Source organism: Gordonia sp. QH-12 (genome assembly GCF_001578675.1).
Taxonomy (GTDB): Bacteria; Actinomycetota; Actinomycetes; order Mycobacteriales; family Mycobacteriaceae; genus Gordonia; species Gordonia sihwensis.
Genome location: NZ_KQ969283.1, coordinates 259,905 through 283,269, shown reverse-complemented (window position 1 = coordinate 283,269; position 23,365 = coordinate 259,905). Strand labels below are relative to the sequence as shown.

The 23,365-nt window shown below is 68.9% G+C and carries 26 protein-coding genes; 3 read left to right on the top strand and 23 right to left on the bottom strand.

Features of this window, described 5'->3' with window-relative positions; all coding sequences use genetic code 11:
- Nucleotides 1-2: 2 nt before the first annotated feature.
- The 9 genes from Y710_RS03340 to Y710_RS03300 all read right to left on the bottom strand — a co-directional run bounded on the left by Y710_RS03340 (nucleotide 3) and on the right by Y710_RS03300 (nucleotide 7,981).
- A complete protein-coding gene (locus Y710_RS03340) occupies nucleotides 3-899 on the bottom strand; it encodes an SGNH/GDSL hydrolase family protein (RefSeq protein ID WP_231875664.1) in 897 nt (298 codons plus the stop codon).
- Nucleotides 900-908: 9 nt separating this feature from the next.
- Nucleotides 909-1,379 carry a DUF3093 domain-containing protein gene (locus Y710_RS03335; protein WP_231875663.1) on the bottom strand — a complete coding sequence of 157 codons (471 nt, stop codon included), beginning with the start codon at nucleotides 1,377-1,379 and terminating at the stop codon, nucleotides 909-911.
- 49 nt (nucleotides 1,380-1,428) lie between these two features.
- Nucleotides 1,429-1,935, bottom strand: a complete 507-nt coding sequence (locus Y710_RS03330) for a hypothetical protein (RefSeq protein ID WP_006894308.1) — start codon at nucleotides 1,933-1,935, stop codon at nucleotides 1,429-1,431.
- Complete coding sequence (locus Y710_RS03325; RefSeq protein WP_006894307.1) at nucleotides 1,932-2,489, bottom strand: hypothetical protein; 558 nt, start codon at nucleotides 2,487-2,489, stop codon at nucleotides 1,932-1,934. The genes Y710_RS03330 and Y710_RS03325 overlap by 4 nt, the downstream gene beginning before the upstream one ends.
- A 13-nt stretch (nucleotides 2,490-2,502) precedes the next feature.
- Nucleotides 2,503-3,489, bottom strand: a complete 987-nt coding sequence (hemB, locus tag Y710_RS03320; RefSeq protein WP_006894306.1) for a porphobilinogen synthase — start codon at nucleotides 3,487-3,489, stop codon at nucleotides 2,503-2,505.
- 14 nt (nucleotides 3,490-3,503) lie between these two features.
- Nucleotides 3,504-5,111 (bottom strand): bifunctional uroporphyrinogen-III C-methyltransferase/uroporphyrinogen-III synthase, encoded by a 1,608-nt coding sequence (locus tag Y710_RS03315; RefSeq protein WP_006894305.1) that lies wholly within the window; start codon nucleotides 5,109-5,111, stop codon nucleotides 3,504-3,506.
- Between the two features lie 103 nt (nucleotides 5,112-5,214).
- On the bottom strand, nucleotides 5,215-6,162 hold the full coding sequence (hemC, locus tag Y710_RS03310) for a hydroxymethylbilane synthase (protein ID WP_006894304.1): 948 nt from the start codon (nucleotides 6,160-6,162) through the stop codon (nucleotides 5,215-5,217).
- Between the two features lie 54 nt (nucleotides 6,163-6,216).
- Entirely contained in the window at nucleotides 6,217-7,551 is a 1,335-nt protein-coding gene (locus Y710_RS03305; protein ID WP_006894303.1) for a glutamyl-tRNA reductase, read from the bottom strand.
- Between the two features lie 169 nt (nucleotides 7,552-7,720).
- Complete coding sequence (locus tag Y710_RS03300; protein ID WP_231649996.1) at nucleotides 7,721-7,981, bottom strand: glutaredoxin family protein; 261 nt, start codon at nucleotides 7,979-7,981, stop codon at nucleotides 7,721-7,723.
- 116 nt (nucleotides 7,982-8,097) lie between these two features.
- Between Y710_RS03300 and Y710_RS03295 the strand changes: the two genes are divergently transcribed.
- A complete protein-coding gene (locus tag Y710_RS03295; RefSeq protein WP_006894301.1) occupies nucleotides 8,098-9,240 on the top strand; it encodes an HAD family hydrolase in 1,143 nt (380 codons plus the stop codon).
- A gap of 7 nt (nucleotides 9,241-9,247) precedes the next feature.
- A complete protein-coding gene (locus Y710_RS03290; protein ID WP_062366313.1) occupies nucleotides 9,248-10,078 on the top strand; it encodes an RCC1 domain-containing protein in 831 nt (276 codons plus the stop codon).
- On the opposite strand, the gene Y710_RS03285 is transcribed toward Y710_RS03290, so the two are convergent.
- From Y710_RS03285 to Y710_RS03250, 9 genes are all read right to left on the bottom strand, one after another.
- Nucleotides 10,075-11,151, bottom strand: a complete 1,077-nt coding sequence (locus tag Y710_RS03285; protein ID WP_006894299.1) for a lysophospholipid acyltransferase family protein — start codon at nucleotides 11,149-11,151, stop codon at nucleotides 10,075-10,077. The genes Y710_RS03290 and Y710_RS03285 overlap by 4 nt on opposite strands.
- A 56-nt stretch (nucleotides 11,152-11,207) precedes the next feature.
- Nucleotides 11,208-12,266: an NAD-dependent epimerase/dehydratase family protein gene (locus Y710_RS03280; RefSeq protein WP_062366311.1), complete on the bottom strand. Its 1,059-nt coding sequence runs from the start codon at nucleotides 12,264-12,266 to the stop codon at nucleotides 11,208-11,210.
- A gap of 64 nt (nucleotides 12,267-12,330) precedes the next feature.
- The gene (locus Y710_RS18395) at nucleotides 12,331-12,432 is read right to left on the bottom strand and encodes a 30S ribosomal protein bS22 (RefSeq protein ID WP_003402602.1); all 102 of its coding nucleotides are present in this window, start codon (nucleotides 12,430-12,432) and stop codon (nucleotides 12,331-12,333) included.
- 235 nt (nucleotides 12,433-12,667) lie between these two features.
- Nucleotides 12,668-12,910, bottom strand: coding sequence for a helix-turn-helix domain-containing protein (locus Y710_RS03275; RefSeq protein WP_039866574.1), 243 nt, complete (start codon nucleotides 12,908-12,910; stop codon nucleotides 12,668-12,670).
- A 183-nt stretch (nucleotides 12,911-13,093) separates the two neighbouring features.
- Nucleotides 13,094-13,972: a pyrroline-5-carboxylate reductase gene (gene proC, locus Y710_RS03270; protein WP_006894296.1), complete on the bottom strand. Its 879-nt coding sequence runs from the start codon at nucleotides 13,970-13,972 to the stop codon at nucleotides 13,094-13,096.
- Nucleotides 13,973-14,029: 57 nt separating this feature from the next.
- A complete protein-coding gene (locus Y710_RS03265; RefSeq protein ID WP_062366309.1) occupies nucleotides 14,030-14,881 on the bottom strand; it encodes a thioesterase family protein in 852 nt (283 codons plus the stop codon).
- Nucleotides 14,871-15,752: a sugar phosphate isomerase/epimerase family protein gene (locus Y710_RS03260; protein ID WP_062366301.1), complete on the bottom strand. Its 882-nt coding sequence runs from the start codon at nucleotides 15,750-15,752 to the stop codon at nucleotides 14,871-14,873. The genes Y710_RS03265 and Y710_RS03260 overlap by 11 nt, the downstream gene beginning before the upstream one ends.
- Nucleotides 15,753-15,762: 10 nt before the next feature.
- On the bottom strand, nucleotides 15,763-16,578 hold the full coding sequence (locus tag Y710_RS03255; protein WP_006894293.1) for a hypothetical protein: 816 nt from the start codon (nucleotides 16,576-16,578) through the stop codon (nucleotides 15,763-15,765).
- Nucleotides 16,579-16,609: 31 nt separating this feature from the next.
- Nucleotides 16,610-17,560, bottom strand: coding sequence for a Ppx/GppA family phosphatase (locus Y710_RS03250; RefSeq protein ID WP_006894292.1), 951 nt, complete (start codon nucleotides 17,558-17,560; stop codon nucleotides 16,610-16,612).
- 79 nt (nucleotides 17,561-17,639) lie between these two features.
- On the opposite strand from Y710_RS03250, the gene Y710_RS03245 reads away from it, so the two are divergent.
- A complete protein-coding gene (locus tag Y710_RS03245; protein WP_006894291.1) occupies nucleotides 17,640-18,503 on the top strand; it encodes a DUF3109 family protein in 864 nt (287 codons plus the stop codon).
- A 57-nt stretch (nucleotides 18,504-18,560) separates the two neighbouring features.
- On the opposite strand, the gene Y710_RS03240 is transcribed toward Y710_RS03245, so the two are convergent.
- From Y710_RS03240 to Y710_RS03220, 5 genes are all read right to left on the bottom strand, one after another.
- Nucleotides 18,561-19,250, bottom strand: coding sequence for a response regulator transcription factor (locus Y710_RS03240; RefSeq protein WP_006894290.1), 690 nt, complete (start codon nucleotides 19,248-19,250; stop codon nucleotides 18,561-18,563).
- Nucleotides 19,247-20,365: a sensor histidine kinase gene (locus Y710_RS03235; RefSeq protein WP_231650000.1), complete on the bottom strand. Its 1,119-nt coding sequence runs from the start codon at nucleotides 20,363-20,365 to the stop codon at nucleotides 19,247-19,249. The genes Y710_RS03240 and Y710_RS03235 overlap by 4 nt, the downstream gene beginning before the upstream one ends.
- A gap of 223 nt (nucleotides 20,366-20,588) precedes the next feature.
- The gene (locus Y710_RS03230; RefSeq protein WP_006894288.1) at nucleotides 20,589-20,894 is read right to left on the bottom strand and encodes a GNAT family N-acetyltransferase; all 306 of its coding nucleotides are present in this window, start codon (nucleotides 20,892-20,894) and stop codon (nucleotides 20,589-20,591) included.
- Nucleotides 20,895-20,943: 49 nt separating this feature from the next.
- Complete coding sequence (locus Y710_RS03225; protein WP_062366298.1) at nucleotides 20,944-21,687, bottom strand: phosphoglyceromutase; 744 nt, start codon at nucleotides 21,685-21,687, stop codon at nucleotides 20,944-20,946.
- A gap of 60 nt (nucleotides 21,688-21,747) precedes the next feature.
- Complete coding sequence (locus Y710_RS03220; protein ID WP_062366296.1) at nucleotides 21,748-23,352, bottom strand: AMP-binding protein; 1,605 nt, start codon at nucleotides 23,350-23,352, stop codon at nucleotides 21,748-21,750.
- Between the last annotated feature and the right edge of the window lie 13 nt (nucleotides 23,353-23,365).

The following is a 23,365-nucleotide window of genomic DNA, read 5'->3' as shown; positions in this document are numbered from 1 at the left end:
CGCTAGCGGATGTGCTGCGCGACGGCATCCGCGATCGCGCGCTGACCGGCTTCATTGGGATGCATGACGATCGGCGAATCGGCGCCGATCTGCGGCTCGATCCATCGCATGCCCCGCGGGCTGCACGCCTCGTGACCGATCGAACGGGCGGCCATGTCGATGTACGTCGCACCGGTCTCCCGCGCGGCCGTGGCGATCGCGCCGTTCAGCGCGGCCTCGACCCGGTGGACGTACTCGGCGTCGCCGTCGGCGATACCGACGGCCGGCCGGCAGGTGGTCTTCTCCGGCATCAACCACGGATAGCCGACGATGAAGACCTCCGCCCGGGGCGCCCTGCTGCGGATCTCCCGCAGACCTGCCGCGACGGCCGGTCCGGTCCCGGCCGAGATCTCTCGGAACGGTCGCCTGCCGAGCGCGCTCCGGCACGGTGCTCCGGTGGGATCGTCCTGGGCCAGCCGGGTGCATTCGCCCACCAGCGTGGTGAACAGGGCGGAGTCGTTGCCTCCGATCATCACCGTCACGTATGCGGTGTCCGGTCCCAGTGCGTCGAGTTGCGGAGCCACCCCGTCGTACTGCGAGGCGCTCAGATCGTCGGTGGTCGCGCCCGCGCACGAGACGTCGGTGACCTTCAGGCCGCGCATCCGCCCGACCGTCTCGCCGAAGTTGACCGCCGACCGCTGGCACATCAGCGGGGAATCCTCCACCAGCGGCGACGTGCCCGCACCGGAGGCGTAGCTGTCGCCCAGATGCACGAGTGCGGGGCGCATCGCAGGCGCTGCCGGCTCGGGATGGTCATGGGGCGTCGCATCGATCATCCACACGGCACCGGCGACGACGGCGACGAGCGCCACCACGGCCACCGATGCCGATACCAGCGCTCCCCGCAGCGTCGGTGTCACAGCCAAGAGTTACCGGTTCCCCTTCGGTGGCAGACCCATCTTGACGGCCAGATGAGCCTCGGTCAGTTCGGTTCGCAGACGGTCGACGTCGCGGGCCCAGGCCTGGACCAGCCGGCCGTCTGCCAGCCGCAGGCCGATCCCCTTCCGGCGGCGCGGCACGGCGTGCAGTTCGCCGAGCGCCGGCGCGCTCTCCCAGTCCTGCGGCTCTACGCCGTTGTTCTCCGGGAAGATCTTGACGATGTCGGCGATGTCGATGGTCTCCGTGCCCTCGCGAAGGGTGGTCTCGGTCAGGTGCATCGACACGTGCTGTCGCGCCGCGACCACCTGGAGCAGGGAGAAACCGACGAGGACCACACCGAAGATGGTGAGCACCTCCCAGTGGATGCGTCCCTTGCCCAGGATCTCCATGACGAGGGTCGCGACGATCAGCACCGGCCCGATCGCGACCACCCACCAACTGCCGCCGGGCTCGCGGAGCAGCGTGGCGCCCGGCTCCCGGTGGTCCTCGCTCCGGTCCGGTGCGGCGTCCTCACTCACCGGGACGACCGTCTCCGGGCGAATCGGGCGCGGAGGGAGCGGACTCGGGTGAATCGGGCTCGGGGCAGTCACCGAGTCGACATTTGAACCAACGGTCGGCCTGCGGACGGTACGCGAGCACCGAGCCGAACAGACCCACCACCGCCGATGCCAGCACCAGGGCCAGACCACCGCTCTGGAAGCCGATGGTCAACGGCAGGAGCATCGCGACCACCACGCACGTCAGAGCCGACAGCGACGACCGCCACTGCACCGCTCCCCGATAGGTCTTGGCGCCCAGCAGGAAGTAGGCGAGGCCGAGCAGCATCACCAGCACGTCGATCGCCAGGACCCCGAAATCGAAACCGAGCTTGATCGCGTCGGCGATCACTCCCAGCACGCCCAGCGCGATCAGCAGGGCACCCGAGATCATCCACAGGCGCAGGGCCCACACCACCAGCGCCGGCCGATCCTTGGGATCGGGCCGCTCCGGCCTCCGTCGAGAAGGAATGTCAATCATCGGGCGCCATTCTGCCGGTTGCGGGAACGGTATGCAGCGACCTCACGGCAGAACGCCGCACTGTCGCGGTGCATCAGCGCAGCGAGGGCGCCCACGGCGCAGACACCGCCGAGAATGGTCGGAACCATTCCCCACGCGGGTGCCTCCGGCAGATCCGAACCGCCCTGGGTGTCGACGAACAGACCGATCACCGCGAAGACCAGTTCGACGGTCAGGAACGCGCTCACCCAGCCGAGGAGCAGTCGGGCCCAGGTCCGGCCGGAGTAGGTGAACCACATCAACAGCGCGGCGACGGCGGTCAGCAGTACCACGATGACCACGATCCCGACGAGCACGGTCACGCCCATGTTCTCGGTCAGCGACGGCTCGTTCATCCGGTCGCTGAGTTCTCGGGCCTGCTTCTCGTAGCTTGCCTTGAGGACGTTGAATCGCGACGCGACGGCGACGATCTGGAAGACGATCACAGCCACCCACAGCTGCACCGCCAGCCGGATCGTCTCCGGTCGTCGCGGTGGCGCGGTCGGGTCCGCAGTCGGCAGTCCAGGAGCGGTCATGACTCCAGCCTAATCACCGGCGGGCGAGTCGACGCGCCACCTCGGGCGCGGCGTACGTCAGCACGATCGACGCACCGGCGCGGGCGATCGACAGCACCGATTCGTCGATGGCCGCGTCGAAGTCGATCCAGCCGCGCTCGGCGGCCGCGGCGATCATCGCGTACTCACCGCTGACCTGGTACGCGGCGACGGGCGCGTCGGTCCGGTCGGCGACGTCCCGGACGATGTCGAGGTAGCTCATGGCGGGTTTGACCATCACCATGTCGGCGCCCTCTTCGAGGTCGGCGAGCAGTTCGCGCGCGGACTCCAGCCGGTTCGCCGGATCCTGCTGATATGTGCGGCGGTCGCCGACGAGTGATGAATCGACGGCCTCCCGGAACGGCCCGTAGAACGCCGAAGCGTACTTGGCTGTGTACGCGAGAATGGTCGTGTCGATGAAGCCCTCGGCGTCGAGAGCGTCGCGGATCGCGGCCACCTGGCCGTCCATCATCCCGCTCGGCCCCACCACGTGCGCACCGGCCCGCGCCTGCGCGACGGCGAGCGACTCGTATCGGCGCAGGGTGGCGTCGTTGTCGACGTCACCGCTCTCGGTCAGCACCCCGCAGTGTCCGTGATCGGTGAACTCGTCCAGACAGGTGTCGGCCATCAGGACGGTCTCGTCGCCGAAGTCCGCCCGCAGGGCCTCGAGCCCGCGGTTCAGCACTCCGTCGGGGCGGTCGCCGGCCGAACCGGTCGCATCCTTGTCCTCGGCTCGCGGTACCCCGAACAGCATGAGTCCACCGACTCCCGCGTCGACCGCGTCGTGCGCCGCGGCGCGCAGCGAGTCGACGGTGTGTTGCACCACGCCGGGCATCGAGGAGATGGGCCGGGGCTCGTCGATGCCGTCGGCGACGAACATCGGGAGCACCAGCTGGGACGGATGCAGCCGGGTCTCGGCGACCAGCCGCCGCATGGCGGGGGTCTGCCGCAGCCGGCGCGGGCGGATGAACGGCCCGGTCATCTCGCTAGCTCACCTCACGACCGCGAACGTCGGGACTTCTTGCGCGGCGGAGGCAGCGCCCCCTCGGCACGCAGCTGTGCGGCGTGTGCGGCCAGCGCGTCGACCAGATCGACGATCGACGCCGTCTCGGGCTGCACGTCCACGCGCAGACCGAACTCGACCGCCGTCTCGGCCGTCTTGGGACCGATGCACGCGACGATGGTCCGTGCGTGCGGCTTGCCCGCGATGCCGACCAGGTTCCGGACGGTGGAGCTCGAGGTGAAGCAGACCGCGTCGAAGCCGCCGGTCTTGATCATCTCGCGCGTCTCGGCGGGCGGCGGTGCGGCGCGCACGGTGCGGTACGCGGTCACGTCGTCGATCTCCCAACCGCGATCGCGCAGGCCCTCCGAGAGCGTCTCGGTGGCGATGTCGGCACGCGGAAGCAGGATGCGGTCCACCGGGTCGAAGACCTCGTCGTAAGGCGGGAACACCTCGAGCAGGCCGAGCGAACTCTGCTCGCCGGTCGGCAGCAGTTCCGGCTCCACACCGAACGAGCGGACCTTCGCCGCGGTCCCCTCTCCGACGCAGGCGATCTTCACACCGGAGAAGGCGCGCGCGTCCAGACCGAACTCGGCGAACTTCTCCCAGACGGCGCGAACAGCGTTGGTGGAGGTGAACACGACCCACTGGTACCGGCCGTCCACCAGGCCCTTCACCGCGCGCTCCATCTGCGCCGGGCTGCGCGGCGGCTCCACCGCGATGGTCGGCACCTCCTTGGGGATGGCTCCGTGCGAGACGAGTCGATCGCTCATGTCGACCGCCTGGTCCTTGGTGCGCGGCACCAGGACCGTCCAGCCGTACAGCGCCCGCGACTCCCACCACGAGAACTTGCCCCGCTGGGTCACGATCTTTCCGACGGTGACCACCAGGGGGCCGTTGAGAGCGTTGCCGTTCTCGTTGAGGGTCGCCAGCGTCGCCTCGATGGTCCGCTGCGCGCAGGTGGTGCCGTTCACGGTGATCGCGACCGGTGTCTGCGGCGCGAGACCGTGCTCGGTCAGCGCGCTGGCGAGTTCGGCGAGGTGGCCAGAGGTGGCGTGCAGGATCAGCGGGCCGGGTGCCGCGGCCAGAGCCGCCCAGTCGACGTCGCCGCGCACGTCGGCGACGGTGTGACCCGATCCCAGCGGCATGCCGGCGAAGCTCGGGACGGCGGAGGCCGCCGGAATGCCCGGCAGCACCTCGAAGGGCACGCTGGTCCGGGCCACGGCGGTGACCTCGGCGAGAACGGCGTCGGAGCTCATCGGGTCGCCCGCGACCACGCGAACGACGTTGACTCCGGTCTTGGCCTCGGCGACGAGCGTCTTGGCGACCTGCGCGGGATCACCGAGCGCGGGCTTGGTCACCTCGGGCGCCTCGGACGCCTGCTCGGCGGCGGCCTTGCGGCCGGCCCTGGTCGGCGCGGGCTCGGCCACGGCGTGCGCCGAACCGATCACCGCGAGCACACCGGCGGGCACGTCGGGATCGACGTACGCGGAGGTCGCGTTCACCAGGACGTTTTGCGCTCGCACGGTAAGCAGATCCGGATTTCCGGGACCCGACCCCACGAACAGGATCCGGCCGGGATTAGCATTCTTCGTACGGCTCATGCGTTCGCACTCTCCTGCCCCGCCCCCGGGGCTGCAGTTCGTTCCTACCCCGCCACGGCGGGATAAAGGTTCTCCTACTGCGCGGGTTCGGCGTGGCCGCGGGCTAGTCCCCCTTGGGGACCAGTGCGGCGGCACCGAGCTCGAGCAGTTCGGCGGCGAGGTCCTTGCCGAGTTGTGCGGCCCGATCGACCGGGCCCACCACCGAAGCCCGGATCACTTCGGATCCGTCTTCGGCCGCCACCACCGCACGGAGCGACAGTTCGGCGAAGATGCGCCCATCGTCGTCGATCGATTCGACCACCTCGGCAAGCGCACCGACCGGCGCGGTGCACCCGGCCTCCAGGGCCGCGAGTACCGCACGCTCGGCGTCGACCGCTGCGCGGGTGGACGGATCGTCCAACTCGGCGAGAATTCTCACCAGTTCGGCATCGTCGGAACGACATTCCACAGCCAGGGCGCCCTGTGCCGGTGCCGGCAGCATGACCAAGGGGTCAAGTGCCTCGGTGACGACATCGGCCTTGCCGATCCGCACCAGCCCGGCTCGGGCTACCACAATCGCGTCCAGCTCACCGCTCGCGACTCTGCCCAACCGAGAATCAAGGTTGCCTCTTAGGGGGCGAATTTCCAAACCGAGACCCAGTGCTCTAAGCTGCGCGGCACGTCGGGGCGACGAGGTGCCGATCACCGAGCCGCTCGGCAGCTCACCGAGCACCATGCCACCACGGCTGACCAGCGCGTCTCGGGGATCCACCCGAGTCGGCACCGCACCCATGGCGAGATCGTCCTCGGGCGCGGTGGGCAGATCCTTGTACGAGTGGATCGCGACGTCGCATTCGCCGGCGCGCAACGCCAGCCGGATCGCGGTGGTGAAGACGCCGACGCCGATCTGCGCCACCGGCGCGGTCGACGTATCGCCCGCGGTGCTGATGATCTTCAGCTCCGCGGGGTGCCCGGCCGCCGTGAGCCGGTCGGCGATGTCCTGCGCCTGCGTGGTCGCCAACAGCGACCCGCGGGTCCCGATGCGAATGGTCCGGCTGGCGGAATCCTGCACGATTGACTCGTCCTGTTCTGCTGGATGTGGTGATGCCTGCGCCGACCGGAGCGGTCAGCGCAGTTCGTCGATGCCCGACTCGGAAGCCGCGACGGACTCGGCCGCCCCGGGCTTGAGTTCGAACAGTTCGCGGAGTGCCTCCGCGTAGTGGTCACCGCGACCGGACGACGCGAGTTGCTTGACCCGAACGGTCGGGGCGTGCAGCAGTTTGTCCGCCACGCGGCGCACCGCTTTGGCCACCTCGTCGCGCTGGCCACTGTCGAGGTCCGGCAACCGGCTCTGGAGTCGCAGGATCTCCGCCTCCACCACGTCCGCGGCCCGCTGACGGAGTGCGGCGACGGTGGGGGTGACCTCCGCCTGACGCTGCACCGCGAGGTACTCGGCCAGCTCGCCCGCGACGATGGAGCGGGCCGCGAGCGCATCGGCTTCGGCCGCGCGGGTCTGGTCGTCGCCGCGCAGACCCTCGATGTCGACGATGTGCACGCCGGGCAGCCGGCCCGCGGCTGGATCCACGTCGCGCGGGAGACCGAGGTCGCAGATCATCAGCGGTGCCACGTTGGTCCGTCGAGTCAGCGCGGAGTGCACGTCGCCCACCTGGACCACCGCGGCCACCGAACCGGTACAGGTGACGACGATGTCGGCGTCGGCCATCACCGTCGCGATGTCGTCGAAAGTGGCTCCGCGCGCGGTGATCCCGTACTTCTCCGCCACCGTCGCGGCGACCTCGTCCGCGCGCGCCGCGGTGCGGTTGACGACGGTGATGTCGGTGACGCCGTCGCCGGCCAGCCGGCTCGTCGCCAGCGACCCCATGGCGCCGGCACCGAGAACGACGGCTCGGCGGATCGGCGCCTGATCGCCCCGGATGGCTTTGGCGCGATGGATGGCCACCGAGACCACCGAGGCGCCTGCGCGGTCGATGCCGGTCTCCGTGTGGACGCGTTTGCCGACCCGGAGCGCCTTCTGCGCCAGCTCGTGCAGCGTGCTGCCCGCCGACTGGTTGTCATCGGCGTCGGAGTACGCGGACCGGATCTGCCCGAGGATCTGCTGTTCGCCGACCACCATCGAGTCAAGACCCGCGGCCACGGTGAACAGATGCTCCACCGCCGCCTCCGAGTACCGCACATAGGCGTGGTCGGTGAGTTCGGCGACCGAGAGCCCGCTGTGGTCTCCGATCACCCTGCCGACGGCTTCGAGGGCGGGGTGAAAAGCGTCCACGACGGCGTAGATCTCGACTCGGTTGCAGGTGGAGACCAGCATGGCCTCCGAGACGGTGCGTGAGGACAACAGCGCGTCGACCAGCTTCGGGCGGTCGAAGTCGGAGACGGCGAGTCGTTCGAGGACCGATACCGGAGCACTCCGATGGGACACGCCGAACAACAAGACACTCACAGTGACACGCCTCCCACCCGCCGTCGCCGGAGACACCTCGATGCCCGCCGACCACCCGCCGGTGCTCGCTCCTCTTTCCAGCCCCGGCCCGGTCGGCCGAGTGGACATACAGTTTTCAGGCTAGATCAAGCGCACAGGCAAATGCACGCTCGCACGCACACCGCGGCCGCTACCGCAGGGCCTCCAGGTCGGCACGCAGACGGCCCTCGTCGACTTCCCAGTAACTGTGCTCGACGCCGTTCAGGACGACCACCGGGAGCCGGTCGCCGTACTCGGCGCGCGGCAGCGGGTCGCCCTCCCGTGCACGTCGATCGACGTCGATCACCTGCATCGCCAGCCCGTAGTCGGCCAGGATCCCCCGCAGTTCCTCTTCGGCGCGGGCACACGCCGAACATCCGGTGCGCGACATCAATTCGACGACTGCTTCCACACCGCGAGTGTACGAAAGATCACCGCCGTCCACCCCGCACGGGCCCGGCGCGACCGGCCCCGTCCCGCGATAGGCTGGACTCCGACCGATTCCGCCCAGGAGAAGGAGGGTGGCCCGTGAGCCGCGACTCGATGGACCGTCCCGATTCGGAGGACCTCACCGCCGAGGAGGCGGCCGAGCTCGAGGCGGACCGGCACGAGGCCGCCGAGTTGGAGGCGGAGCAGTACGACGTGGCGCACGACGACGAACCGCGCGAGGACCGGGACGGCGGCCTGCTCGACGGTCCGGACGGGAGCGAAGCCGGCCGTGCGGAGGAGCGCTCGGAGGATGAGGACGCTCGACGGGTCGGCGAATGGATCTCCCAGCGCGCCGGCCGGTTCCGTCAGACGGCCGGCGAACTCCGCCAGGTGCTCGCCGGCGAGGCCGCCGCGAAGGCCGCGATCGAATCACTGCGCGCGCGGACCCCCGACACGGACGGCGGCCAGGTCACCGACCTGACCGGAGCCGCCTTCTTCGACGTCGACAACACGCTGGTGCACGGTGCGTCGATCGTGCTGTTCGCCCGCGGCCTCGCCGCACGGAACTACTTCTCCTACACCGACATCATGGAATTCGCGTGGCAGCAGGCCAAGTTCCGGATCACCGGCAAGGAGAACGCCGGCGACGTCGCCGAGGGCCGAGACAAGGCGCTGTCGTTCATCGCCGGGCGTGAGACCGCCGAACTCGTCCGACTCGGCGAGGAGATCTACGACGAGTACATCGCTGACAAGATCTGGCCGGGCACCGCGGCGCTCGCCCAACGGCATCTGGATGCGGGACAGCAGGTCTGGCTCGTCACCGCCACTCCGGTCGAACTCGCACAGACCATCGCCAAGCGGCTCGGGCTCACCGGCGCGCTCGGAACCGTGGCCGAGAGCGTCGACGGCGTCTTCACCGGCAGGCTCGTCGGCGACATCCTGCACGGTCCGGGCAAGGCTCACGCGGTCCGCACGATCGCCGTCCGCGAGGGCCTCAACCTCAAACGCTGCACCGCGTACTCCGACTCGCACAACGACGTTCCGATGCTCTCGTTGGTCGGCACCGCCGTCGCGATCAACCCGGACCCCGACCTGCGTGAGATCGCCCGCGTGCGGGGCTGGGAGCAGTACGACTTCCGCACCGCACGCAAAGCGGCGAAGTACGGCGTGCAGACCGCCATGGTGGTCGGTGCCGCGGGCGGCGCGGCCGCGGTCGCATCGAAGGTGCTGCGCCGCAGGTGACCCGGCGGTGAATCCGCGTCCCGTCATCGCGGCCGGGCGCCGCCACTCCGTCGGAGTCCGGCGGGACGGCCGCGTGGTCGCCGCAGGCAGGCCGAATGCTCCCGAGTGCGCCGTGAGCCACTGGCGTGAGGTGGTCGCCGTGGCGGCGGGCAACGTCCACGCCGCTGCCAACACCGGCCGCTCGCACACCGTCGGCTTGCGCGCCGACGGGACGGTGACGGCGACCGGGTGGAACGGCGACCGCCAGTGCGAGGTCTCCGACTGGACCGGGGTCGTCGCCATCGCCGCCGGCTGGCGCCGGACCCTCGGGGTCCTGGCCGACGGGACGGTGGCGGCCGCCGGACGCACCGCGGAAGGTGCGTGCGAGGTGGGCTGCTGGAGAGACGTGGTGGCTGTTGCGGCCGGAGACTGGCACTCAGTGGGCCTCCGCCATGACGGCACCGTGGTCGCGACGGGCAACGATCGTCGCGGCCAGTGCGAGGTCGCGGACTGGCGACGGGTCCGCGCTGTCGCCGCAGGCTCTCTGCACACGGTGGCGGTCACCCGCGACGGCCGGGTGCTGACCACCGGCGAAGGCCTGGCCGAGACGGGCCGATGGCGAGGGATCGTCGACATCGCCGCGGGCAGCCACCACGTGCTGGGAGTCGACGAGCGCGGACGTGTGCTGGCCGCGGGGGACGACAGTCGCGGACAGTGCGCCGTGTCGTCGTGGCGGGATGTGGTCGCCGTCGCGGCGGGCGCGGAGCACAGCCTGGGCCTGCGAGCCGACGGAACGGTCCTGGCGGCGGGCAGCGACGCCGATCACCAGTGCGCGGTGGCCGGCTGGCGGTGCCGCTAGCCGAGGTAGACCGAGCCCCTGCGGCTCAGCATCCGGAAGAGGGTCTGCTGAATCTCCTCGCGGACGTGATCGGTGAGGTCGAAGACGGTCATCGGGTCGTCGGCGGCCGATTCGTCGTAACCGTCGGTCCGGATGGGCTTGCCGAAGTGGATGTGCCACTTGGACGGGAGGGGGATCACCCCGAGCGGCCCCAGCCACGGGAACAGCGGCGTGATCGGGAAGTACGGCAGACCGAGTGCCCGCGCCAGCGGTTTCAGGTCGGCGATCATCGGGTAGATCTCCTCCGATCCGACGATCGAGACCGGGATGATCGGCGCACCGGTGCGCAATGCGGTGGTCACGAATCCGCCGCGGCCGAAGCGCTGCAGCTTGTAGCGGTCCTTGTAGAGCTTGCCGATGCCCTTGTACCCCTCGGGCCACACCGCCGTGAGCTCCCCGCGACGCAGCAGCGCGTCGGCGTCGTCGTTGCACGCCAGGGTCGCGCCCACCCGCCGGGCCAGGTCTCCGACCACCGGCGTCTCGAACGCCATGTCGGCGGCCAGCAGTCGGAGGTACCTGCCCTCGGGATGGTTGTCGCGCACGGCGAGCGAGGTGATCACCGCGTCGATCGGGATCGATCCCGCATGGTTCGCCACCAGCAGGCCGGCTCCGGCGGTCGGCAGGTTCTCGACTCCGGTCACCTCTACACGGAACCACTTCTCGTACACCTGGCGCACTGCCGGGAAGAAGACCGATTCGGTGAAGTGTGGATCGAAACCGAACTCGTCCACCTCGTAGTCGCCGGTGAGCCGTTCCCTGATGAACCCGCTGGTGGCGATCAGCGAGTCCGCAATCGCCCCGCGCAGCCCACCGAGACTGAACAGCGGCGAATGCCGCACCGGTTCGACCGGGGCGGATGGTTCGTCGTGGAGTTCGATGCCCTCGTGGATCGGCGTCACGCCGGCGGCGGGGCGGCCGAAACCGTCGGTGTTCGGATGCCCGGTTCCCGCTGAACGTCGTTGCGCGTTCGGATCCGTGTAGAGCGCGATGACCTTCGCCGTACGCGAATCACCGGGCCGTTCGGCCGCTGCCATCTTCGATACCCCCGCTCTGGAAAACCCTGCTCATATCGTATGCGCGCGACACCGGTCTACTGAAGCCGCGTCGCCGCCGCGACGGCCTGATGCTCCAACGCCCGCCACGTGTCCGACGAGATCACCGGCTCGCTTCCGCCCCGCTCGATGAAATCGTCGAGCGTCTCCAGCGACGAATACCGCGGAACGAAGCCGAGCTCGGTCCGCATCCGGGTGGTGTCGAGAACCCGCCCGTAGGACAGGTACGAGGTGTTCTCCGACCGTATGCCCGGCAGGCCGCCGCCCTGCAGCACGCCCGTCAGCGGCGAGATCAACCCTGCCGGCACCGGAAGTTTCAGATGTCCTGCGCGGTACACCGACTGCGACAGCGTCACCACACCGTCGCCTGCGATGTTGAAGGTGCCCGGACGCCGGTTCAGGGTGGCGTGCTCGAGGGCGGCGAGCGCGTCCTCCTCGTGAAGGAACTGGAACCGGGGCTGACGCCCGAAGGCCGTCGGCACCACCGGCAGCGACAGATACGCGCTCATGCGGGTCCGGATCCGCGGGCCGAGGATCGACTGGAACCGCAGGATCGAGACGTCGATGTCCTGTCGGCGCCGCGCGAGTCCGCGCGCATAGCCCTCCATGTCGATCAGGTCGCGACCGTAGCCCCGCCGCGGCTCCTTGCGCGCCGGCGTACCCTCCGAGAAGAAGCCCGGGTCGCTGGGCCCCGCACCGTAGACCATCGCACTCGAACGCAGCACCAGCCGCCGCACCGACGGGCTCCGCTGACACGCCGCGCAGACCTGCATGGTGCCGACCACGTTGAGTTCCTTGATCGCGGCGGTGTGCTCCACGCTGTCGAGGATCGACGGCGCCGCGTGCACCACGGTGTCCACGTCGTAGCTCGCGATGGCCTTCGCGATCGCCGGACGCCGGATGTCCAGACGCAGGAAGTCGGCGCGTCCCATCCGGCGCATCAGCACCTTGGTCGGCACTCGGGAGTCGACGGCGACGACCCGTTCGATGTCGGGGTTCGCCGCCAATCGGGTGACCAGGTACCCGCCCAGGAAGGTGGACGCCCCGGTCACCAGCACTGAGCGCGGCGGCTGCTCGCCACTCCGGTCCTCGGTCATGGGCCCACTTTATCGCCGACCCCGCAAAGCACAGAACCCGCCACGAGGGCGGGTTCTGAGTGGCTCACTTGCCGAGCTTGCGGCGCTGGACTCGCGTGCGGCGCAGAAGCTTGCGGTGCTTCTTCTTCGACATGCGCTTGCGGCGCTTCTTGATTACGGAACCCATGGGGTCTCCCTCACGATCGGTACTGATGAACTCATGTGGCCTGGCCCGAGGACTCATGCCGGGCCGTCGCCGACAGGGGTTGCAACCAGGCGACAGCGACCTGACGGATAATCTTACCGATCGGACGAACGTGAGGCTAATCAGCCCCACGCCACCGTTCGGGCGGATCCGCCGGAGAGACGCCGAAACCCCCTCGGCGCGGGGCGCGAGGGGGATCGCAGGCGATCTCGACCGGTCAGCCGGCGTCGAAGTACGAGGTCTCCAAGTATTCGTGCACGGCCTTGGCGTGAACGCGGAACGACCGGCCGACGCGCACAGCCGGCAGTTCACCGTTGTGGACGAGTCGGTACACGGTCATCTTCGACACTCGCATCAGCGATGCGACTTCGGCGACGGTGAGGAACTGCGTGGCGGAGGAGTTGCCGACTCCGCGATCAGTGAATTCATTCCGTTCGCCGGGCTTTTCTGCAGCAGCCATGAAAATACCAACCTTCAGTGCACGCATCGCGGCCACCGGCTTCCCCTCCGGCGGACATCAGACACGTACGTGCTGCTAGCAGCCTAGCGTGACCAATGTGAAAAGTGCGACGTGAGTGGCGGAATCCCAGGGGTGCAACTCGCCGCGCCGACGGCAGATCCCGGATAAGCGCAGGCTGAGGCGCTACTGTTGCTCGCTTGCGGTCTCGGCGCCCAGCTGGACACCTCCGCCCGAACCCTCAACTTCCACTCGACGTGCAGTTTTGGCGCTCGTCTCCGCGCAAGCCAGCGTGGCCTCGTTCACCGCATGCCGCAGGCCCTCGCGCTCGAACGCGCGCAACGCCGCCGCGGTGGTACCGGCGGGCGAGGTGACGGCCGCGCGCAGTTCCACCGGCGACAGTCCCGACTCGCTCAGGAGCAACCCGGCTCCCTTGATCGTCTGCACGGCCAGTTCGCTCGCCTGCGGACGGGTCAGTCCGAGCGCCACACCGGCGTCGATCATCGCCTCCACCATCAGGAAGAAGTACGCCGGACCGGAGCCGGAGATCGCGGTGACGGCGTCCATCAGCTTCTCGGGCACCACCATCACCTTGCCGACCGATTCGAGGAGGCGGACGGTGAGCGCCACCTGGTCGTCTTCGGCGTACCGGCCGGGGCTGACCGCCGACATGGCCTCGTTCACCAGCATCGGCGTATTCGGCATCACGCGGATGACCGGCGAACCGGCGGGCAGCGCCGCCTCGTACCGCGGCGTCGGAATACCTGCGACGAGGGTGACCGTGATCCGCTCCAGTTCGCCGTTGTCCTCGGCGACGGACAGCTTCTGCAGCACCATGTCGACGGCGTCCGGCTTCACCGCGATGAAGACCACGCGCGCCCCCTCGACGGCGTCGGGGATGTCGTCGGAGACCCGGACGCCGTAGTCGGCGACCAACTCGGCCGACCGCTCCGGCGAGCGCTCGGCGACCACCAGGTCTTTGACGGGTTTCCCCGCGCTGATCAGTCCGGCGAGGAGTGCCTCGCCGATCTTGCCGCCACCGATAATCGCGACCCGCTCGGTCATGGGCGATCACTACCTTTCACAGTTTGTCGAAGTCTTGCGTATCAGCGCCGGGGAGAGTCATCGCCCGGCGGGGGTCAGTGCCAGTTGCCGCGAGCGAGCCACCGTCGCACCGGTCGAGTCCACCACGATGTGGTCCTCGGCGAACATCCGCTGCCCCACCTCCTGGCTCTCGGCCGCGAATCGCAGCCATCCGGGAGCGGGGACTCTGGTCAGGTAGGTGGTCAGCTGCACCGTGGGAGCCCAGCCGAACATACCGAGGTTCATCACCACCGGAGGAGACAGGTCGCACACCAGGATCGGGAACCCCGCGCTCACGGCGACGGGCAGGCGGTCGGCGCATTTGGGTCGAGTCCAGCCGCGGACCACCGGGTCGCCGGTCTCGCCGCGAAGCGCCGGGAAACGGTCCATGTCCAGAACCACGTCGAGTGCCGCCCCGAGATGCACCACCTCGCCGACCGGCGTGGAGTAGAGGTCGGCCGAACCCGCCGGCGGGCCGGCCGGCAGGTCAGCGACGCTCGAGTGGCCCCGGTAGCGCGCGTCTCCGTGATCCGGGCGCCCGAGCGTCACCGTGGACGTCACGCAGACGCGCTCGTCCTGGCGCACATCGACTCGCACCAGCGACACGGTCGCGCCGGTCTTCACCAACGACACCGTCACGTCGACCTCCGCCGGATCCGGAGCCCGGAGGAAATCACTCGAGACGGCCAGGACCGCCGCCTGCGGGTCCGGCCCGCCCAGATCGCGGTAGGCACGCTCGGCGGCGGCCGCGACCACCATCTGAACGCTCCCGCCGTGCACCTTGGGCCCGATCGTGAAGACCGGATCGATCCGGGCTCGATAGGCCGCGCGGCCGTCCGAGCTCACCCCGATCGGTTCCAGGTCGGTCAGGGAGGCCAGATCAGTCGTCATGCCGAGTGTCCTTCGGGTCGCGGTGAAGATGGGTGCGGGCGAAGTCCAGAGACCGCGCGAGCATCGCGGCGCGCTCGTTCCGGGTCCGCGCCGATCCGGTGTGCACTTCGAGGATCACGGCGCCGGAGAAGTCGCTGTCGGCGAGCCTTTTGCACACTTCGATGCACGGCTGCGAGCCGTCCCCGGGGATCAGATGCTCGTCGTGGGCGGCGCCGGTGCCGTCGGTGAGGTGCAGATGCTCGAGTCCGGCCCCCATCCGCGTCTGCAGAGCGAGGGCGTCGGCGCCTGCCGTCGCGGCGTGGGAGAGGTCGAGGGTGTAGTGCTCGTATCCGTCCACCGTGGGATCGATGGACTTGCCGAAGGCCGACGCGCTCGGTCCCGGAGACCCGCCCCGCTCTGCCATCCGCCTGGCCGCCTTGTGACCGGCGCCGAACAACCTGTCGGCCCGCATCGGGAACATGTTCTCCACGGCCACCGCCACATCGGAGGAGGCCTCCAGTTCTTTGACGAGATCGTCGAAGCCACGCACGTAGTCGCGCTGCCAGCGGAAGGGCGGGTGGACGACGACCGTCGTCGCCCCCAGGTCTTCGGCCGCCTGCACCGATCGCCGCAGCTTGGCCTTCGGGTCACGTCCCCACACGCGCTGCGAGATCAGCAGGCACGGCGCGTGGACCGAGAGCACCGGCACCTGGTACCGAGCGGACAGATGGGCGACGTGGGCGATGTCTTGGCTCACGCCCTCCCCCCACACCATCAACTCGACCCCGTCGTAGCCCAGATCGGCGGCGTAGCCGAACGCTGCTTCGGTGCTCTGCGGGTAGACCGACGCGGTGGACAGCCCGATCGGGATCGGGAAACGCAGTTGCGACACCGGGACCGACTCAGGCCGCCAGAAGGACCAGTGGCCCGATGGTCACCAGCATTCCGACGCCGAGCGCCAACAATGTGGTCGGCAGATCTCGTTTCCGCAGGACGTGGGCGAAGGTGACGATCGCGAAGATCACCACGACGGCCAGGATCAGCGCCAGGTAGATGTAGCGCTTCCACAGTTCGGTGAAGCCCCAGAACAGACCGGCACCGGCAGCCAGACCGATCACCACCTCGGCGATAAGACTCAGCCAGCCCATCAGTGCGGAGGGACTGTGCGACTTCCTGCGCTTCTCCGACTCCTCTTCGGCGAGGTGTTCGGCACGCTGCTGGGCTTCCATCTCGGCCTGGGCCTCTTCGGCCTCCGCGGCCTCCAGATCGGCGGCCGACGCGACACGGCGATGATCGTCGGCGACGTCGTCGCCTGCCACCGGCTCGGCCGCCGAGTCGGTGATCGGGCTCAACTGCGCGGTACCGACCAGATCGGGGTCCGGCTCCGGGCCCGGATCGGTGACGGCCGACCGGTACTCCAGCGGCGGCAGGTCGACGCCGACCAGATCGTCGCCGGGCACCGGCGCCAGCGGCGACTCGTCATCGTCGTCGACGATGGGGATGATTCCGGTCACCACATTCGGATCGGCGTCGTCTACGGGGTCGGGGAGCTTCGGTGCGGCGGGAACGTGCGACGGCATTCCGGATGCCCCGATGACCGGTCGCGTCGGGCGGTCGTCCTCATCGGACTTGGGAAACGCGGAACCGCTCGACTCGGATCGAGCGATCAGTTCCGAGACCGTGATCGGCTTCGCGCGTGGTTCGGAATCCTTCGCCATACCTGGGGTACCCCCGTAAAAAGTCGATCGACTAGCCGGTGCTCACCATCGCCCCGGCCGGCTCCGCATCCAGACGACGGAGAATGACGCCCTCCCGCAGAGCCCACGGACAGATCTCAAGTGTATCCACACCGGTGGCCCTCATCGCCGCCTCCGCCACCAGTGCGCCGCCCACGATCTGCGCCGCGCGATCGGCGCTGACCCCCTCCAGATCGGCGCGATCGGCGGCCGTCATGCGCGAGATGAACGCGATCAGTTGACGCAGGCCGCTCACGGTGAGCGTCCGTCGCACCCGCGGCCCGGCACCGGAGGGCGCGGCACCGGTCAGACGCGCCAGCGACCGGAAGGTCTTCGACGAACCCACCGACAGATCCGGCTTCCCCGCGGCACGGAGTTCCTTGGCGGGCTGCTTCAGCTCGGCGTCGAGCCAGTCCCGCAGCACCGAGACGTGACGTTTGCTCGGCGGGTCGCCGGGCAGCCATTCGCGCGTCAGCCGCCCGGCGCCGAGCGGCAGCGACAGCGCGACATCCGGCTCCTCGTCGACCCCGTTGGTCATCTCCAGGCTGCCGCCGCCGATGTCGAAGGTGAGGATCCGGCCCGCGCTCCAGCCGTACCAGCGGCGTACCGCGAGGGAGGTCAGCCGCGCCTCGTCGACGCCTTCCAGTACGTCGACGGTGAGCCCGGAGGCCTTCTTGACCTGGTCGAGGACCTCTCCGGTGTTGGTGGCGTCGCGTACCGCGGAGGTCGCGAAGGCCATCACCTGCTCGCAGCCCGAGGCCTTGGCGATCCGGGTGAAGTCCTTGACTGTCGCGGTCAGCGAATCCGCACCGGCCTTGGTCATCTTTCCGGTGCCGTCGATCTCCTCCGCCAGCCGCAGCACCGCCTTCGTCGAACTCATCGGCGTCGGATGACCGCCCCGATGCGCGTCGACCACCAGCAGATGAACGGTGTTGCTGCCCACGTCGAGCACTCCTAATCGCACCTGACCAAAATTACTGCGCGGCGGACGGCGATGCGAGCCGAAGGTCTACCGTGGAGCGTTGTACCGATGGAGGAACCCCGTGTCTGGCTCTAGTAAGAAGCCCGGGAAGAAGCGGCGGAATGACCGCGTCCCCGAAGTGCCCCTCGACTTCCCGCGCGAGTGGTACGAGTTCGTCGACCCCGACGACGACGAGCACCTGATCAGCGCCGACCTGACGTGGCTGCTGTCGCGGTGGAACTGCGTCTTCGGCACCCCGGCGTGTCACGGAATCGTCGCCGGCCGGCAGTCGGACGGCTGCTGCACACACGGCGCCTACCTGACCGACGACGACGATCGCGAGAAGCTCGCCGCAGGAGTGGCGCTCCTGACGCGCGACGACTGGGAGCTCTTCGACCGCGGTTCTGGGCCCGACCCGCTCGGCGACGACGGCTACCTCGAGGAGGCCGAGGATCTGGAGGGCGAACCGTCGCTCAAGACCCGTCTGCACGACGGAGCGTGCATCTTCCTCAACCGCCCGGGATTCCCCGCCGGTCAGGGCTGTGCGCTGCATTCGATGGCGCTGCGCCGCGGCATCGAGCCGCTGACGGTGAAACCCGAGGTCTGCTGGCAGTTGCCGATGCGCCGCGAGCAGGACTGGGTGACCAGGCCGGACGGCAGTGAGATCCTCAAGACCACGCTCACGGAGTTCGACCGCCGGGGCTGGGGCGAGGGCGGCCACGACCTCGACTGGTACTGCTCCGGCTCACCCGAGGCGCACACGGGCGCCAAGCAGGTCTTCGAGTCGTACCGGCCCGAATTGATCGAGCTCATCGGCGAGGCGGCCTACGAGGTTCTCGCGGCGGCCTGCCGCCGGCGCAACGACCTCGGACTCGTCGCGGTGCATCCGGCGACCGCCGCGGCCACCTCCCGCCGAAGCACCGACATCAAGTACGAACAGCTGTGACCGCACCGGCCCGCTGCGCTGTCAGGGCTCGCTGCTCTGTCAGGGCCCGCTGCTCTGTCAGGGCTCGAACTTGTATCCGAGGCCGCGGACGGTGATGAGATGGCGCGGCTGCGACGGATCGGGCTCGACCTTCGAACGCAGACGCTTCACGTGCACGTCGAGCGTCTTGGTGTCGCCGACGTAATCGGCGCCCCACACCCGGTCGATCAGCTGGCTGCGGGTGAGCACCCGGCCGGAGTTCCGGAGCAGATACTCCAGGAGGTCGAACTCCTTGAGCGGCAGCGTGACCTCCTCGCCCGAGACCGTCACGGTGTGCCGCTGGACGTCCATCCGCACCGGTCCCACCTCGACGACGCCGATGGCGGCGTCCTCGTCGTCGGCCACCACTCCCCCGCGCCGCAGGACCGCGCGGATGCGGGCGATGAGCTCGCGTGCCGAGTACGGCTTGGTGACGTAGTCGTCGGCCCCCAGCTCCAGTCCGACGACCTTGTCGATCTCACTGTCACGCGCGGTCACCATGATGACCGGCACCGCCGACTTGGCCCGGATCGACTTGCAGATCTCGGTGCCGGAGACACCCGGCAGCATCAGGTCGAGCAGGACGATGTCGGGATTGACTCGCTCGAAGGTCGAGACCGCCTCCGAACCGTCGTTGACGATGCTGGCCTCGAACCCCTCCTTACGGAGCAGGAAGGCCAGCGGATCGGCCAGCGATTCCTCGTCTTCGACAATCAGTACGTGCGTCAACTCGTGAGTTCCTCTGCGTTCGTCGACCCGTCGTCGCTCGGTGAAGCCGGGTCGATGGGGATGTACAGGCTGAAGGTCGATCCGGTTCCGGGCCGACTCCACAGTCCGATGTGACCGCCATGACTGGCCGCCACGTGCTTGACGATCGCCAGCCCGAGCCCGGTGCCGCCGGTCGCGCGCGACCGCGCCTTGTCGACGCGGAAGAACCTCTCGAAGACCCGCTGCTGGTCGGCGGGTGCGATCCCGATACCGCGGTCGGTGACCGCGATCACGACCATCTCCTCGTCGTCGAGGTTCACCACCTTGCGGCTCACCGAGACCACCTCGCCCGCGGGCGAGTGATTGATGGCGTTCACCAGGAGATTCGACAGTGCGGTCAGCAGCAGGGTGCGGTCGCCCTGGATCTGCAGTCCGCTGGCCGCATCAGCGACGAGTTCGATCTCGGCGACCTCCGCGGAGACGCCGGCGGCGGCCACCGCATCCTCCACCAGCGAGTCGACGTCGACCGCCTGGAACTCGGGGATCCGGCCCTCCTGCAGGCGCGACAGCCCGATCAGCTCGTTGACCAGCGTGCCCATCCGGGTCGCTTCCTTCAGCACCCGACGGCCGAAGTGCTCCACCGCCTGGGGGTCGTCGCGCGACTCGAGCATCGCCTCGGCCATCAGGCTGATGGCGCCGAGCGGCGTCTTCAACTCGTGTGAGACGTTGGCGGCGAAGTCGCGTCGCGTGGCCTCCACCCGTTGATTGGTGGAGTCGTCGTCGCCGAACACCAGGGCGTACCGCTCGCCGTCTCGGGACGCGAGCCGTGCGATGCAGCGGACGTTCTCCACCTGCCGCGGCATGGTGCGGCCCGTCGACAGGAAGCCCAGCGACGAATGCGGCGGAACGAAATCGAAATGCCGATCGATGCCGGTGACGAAGACCTCGGTGACGGCCTCGGCCACTCCGTCGGCGATCGTGTCGCGAACCATGCCGAGTTCGACGGCGCGCTTGTTGTAGAGGACCACGTTGTGGAACTCGTCGACGGCGACCATCCCGGTGGTGGTGTGCGCGACGATCAGTCCGAGGAGGTCGGGCCTTGACCGGCCGTCGTCGACGATCACCAGATCTTCCAGTGGTGTGTCCTCCGAACCGGATTCGTCAGATCGGGTACTCACCGTGATCGCGTCTTCCGCCGCACGACTCCCTGCTTCGCCTCAACGACATTCGAACAGAATGTGTCCGATCGCCGGACACATCCCGAAGCTTACGTCGGATCGACGGGTGTTCGCAGCCTGGGCGAACAGTTTTCGGCGCTCGTTCACGCCGGGTTCTCCTGGGTTGCGGGGAGATTAACGATCAGGAGACGACGATGTCCGAGTACTCGGGGTGCTTCTCGACGTACTTCTGAACATACGAACAGACGGGCACGACCCGCTGCCCGTTGGCGCGAACGTCCTCGAGAACGTGTTTGACCAACTGGGCCGCGAAGCCGCGCCCGCCGAAGCGCTCGTAGACGACGGTGTGGGTCAGCGCGAGCCGATCACCGTCCTGCGTGTAGTCGATGTACCCGACCTCGACCGGTTCACCGTCTCCGTCGGTCAGATGGGCGCGGTAGCGCTCCTGCACCGAGAGATGGGTGACCTCTAGAGTACCGTCAGTCATACGTACCAATGTAGCGCAGGCCACACCGGCGGCGCCATGCGGATTCGGGCTACTTATTGCCCTGCGCCGCAACGGCTGCCGCACCCGCGGCCGCGGCCTCGGGATCCAGGTACACCCCGCCCGCGGTGGTCGGGCGGAGGTCGTCGCCGAGGTCGTAGCGCAGCGGGTTGCCGGTCGGGATGTTCAGCCCGGCGATGTCGGCGTCCGAGATGCCGTCCAGGTGCTTCACCAGTGCCCGCAGAGAGTTGCCGTGGGCGGCGACCAGAACGTTCTTACCGGCGCGCAGGTCCGCCTCGATGGCCTCGGTGTAGTACGGGATCAGCCGCTCGACCACGTCCTGAAGGCACTCGGTGAGGGGCACCTCGATGCCGGCGTAGCGCGGATCGCCGACCTGGCTGTACTCGCTGTCGGGCGCGATCGCGGGCGGCGGGGTGTCGTAGCTGCGGCGCCACAGCATGAACTGCTCGTCGCCGTACTTCGCCTTCGTCTCCGCCTTGTTGAGCCCCTGCAGCGCGCCGTAGTGACGCTCGTTGAGCCGCCAGTCGCGGACCACCGGGATCCAGTGACGGTCGGCGGTGTCGAGCGCGATCTGCGCGGTGGTGATGGCACGGCGCAGCAGCGACGTGTACAGAACGTCGGGCAGCAGATCGTGCTCCACCAGCAGTTCTCCCGCACGGACGGCTTCCGCCCGTCCCTTGTCGGTCAGGGCGACGTCGACCCAGCCGGTGAACTGGTTGGACGCGTTCCATTCGCTCTCGCCGTGTCGCGTCAGGATCAGGGTGCCGTTGCTCATGCCGCATAGTTTCCCATACGGCCGCGGCGGTCGAGCGACCGAGTGACGCGCCCCGACCGCCTACTTCCGCAGATCCTTGCGGAGGATCTTGCCGGAGGCCGACTTGGGGACGGCCGAGATGAACTCGACGGCCCGGACCTTCTTGTACGGCGCGACGCGTTCGGCGGTGAACGCCATGACCTCGTCCGCGGTCAGCTCCGCGCCCTCGGCGACCACGACGAAGGCCTTCGGGATCTCCTCGCCGTCGGCGTCGAGCGCGCCGACCACCGCGACGTCGGCGATCTTCGGATGCGTCAGCAGCAGCGCCTCCAGCTCGGCCGGCGGAACCTGATAACCCTTGTACTTGATGAGCTCCTTGAGCCGGTCGACGATCGTGACGCAGCCGGTCGAGTCGACCGTCGCCATGTCGCCGGTGCGCAGCCAGCCGCCCTCGACGATGGTCTCGGCGGTCGCCGCCTCGTTGTTGAGGTAGCCGACCATCACGTTGGGTCCGCGGACCCACAGCTCACCGGGCTCGGACACGCCGTCGGCGGGGATGTCGATGTCCTCCCCGGTGGCCGGATCGACGATCCGGTTCTCCGAGTTCGGTACGGCCCAGCCGACCGACGACAGCGGTGCCTCGACACCGCGCGTGCCCGTACCGCCGTCGAACGGGATCAGGTGGCTCACCGGCGAGAGCTCGCTCATGCCGAAGCCCTGCAGCATGTGCAGGCCGAGACGCTTGGCCACAGCTTGGCCCAGTTCCTCGTCCAGCGGCGCCGCGCCGGAGAGCATGGTGTGCAGCGACGACAGATCGTACTGATCGACGATCGGATGCTTGGCGAGCGCGACGGCCACGGGCGGCGCGATGAAGGCATAGGTGACCTTGTGCTTCTGGATGCCCTCGAGGAACTCGACGAGGTCGAAGCGCGGCATCACGAACAGGCTCGCCCGGGCCTTGAGTGCGGCGTTCAGGAGCACCGTCATGCCGTAGATGTGGAAGAACGGGAGGACGGCGAGGATCACGTCGTCGGACTTCATCCCCTGCAGCGGCTCGATCTGCGCGACGTTGGCGACCAGGTTGCGGTGACTGAGCATCACGCCCTTGGGGTTGCCGGTGGTGCCCGAGCTGTACGGCAGCACCGCGATGTGGGTGGCCGGGTCGAAGCTCACCTCCGGTGCGCGATGCCCTCCCCCCAGGAGTTCGGCGGCGTTCGGATGCCCGGTGGCCGCCTGGCCCTGGCCGTCGAGCACGATCACGGCGTCGTCCGCCAGTCCCACCTCGCGGGCCGCCTCGATCGCGGCCGGTGCGAGCAGCGAGATGGTGATGAGCAGTTTCGCCTCGGAGTCGAGGAGCTGCTTCTTGATCTCGGGTGCGGTGAACAGTGCGTTGAGCGTGGTGGCGGTCGCGCCGGAGCGGAGCACGCCGTGGAACACCGTGGCGAACGCCGGGATGTTCGGCGACAGGATCGCGACCACGTCGCCGACGCCGAGCCCGCGCGCCGCGATCGCACCCGCCGCGGCGTCGATCTGTCCGACCAACTGCCGGTACGTGGTCTGCGCACCCGACTTCGAGTCGATGAGCGCGACCCGGTCGAGGTCGTTCTCCTCGAGTCCACCGAACAGGTAGTCGTAGACGCTGACGTTCGGGATCTCGACGTCGGGATACGGCGATGCGAAGCTCATGGTGACCCTTCTG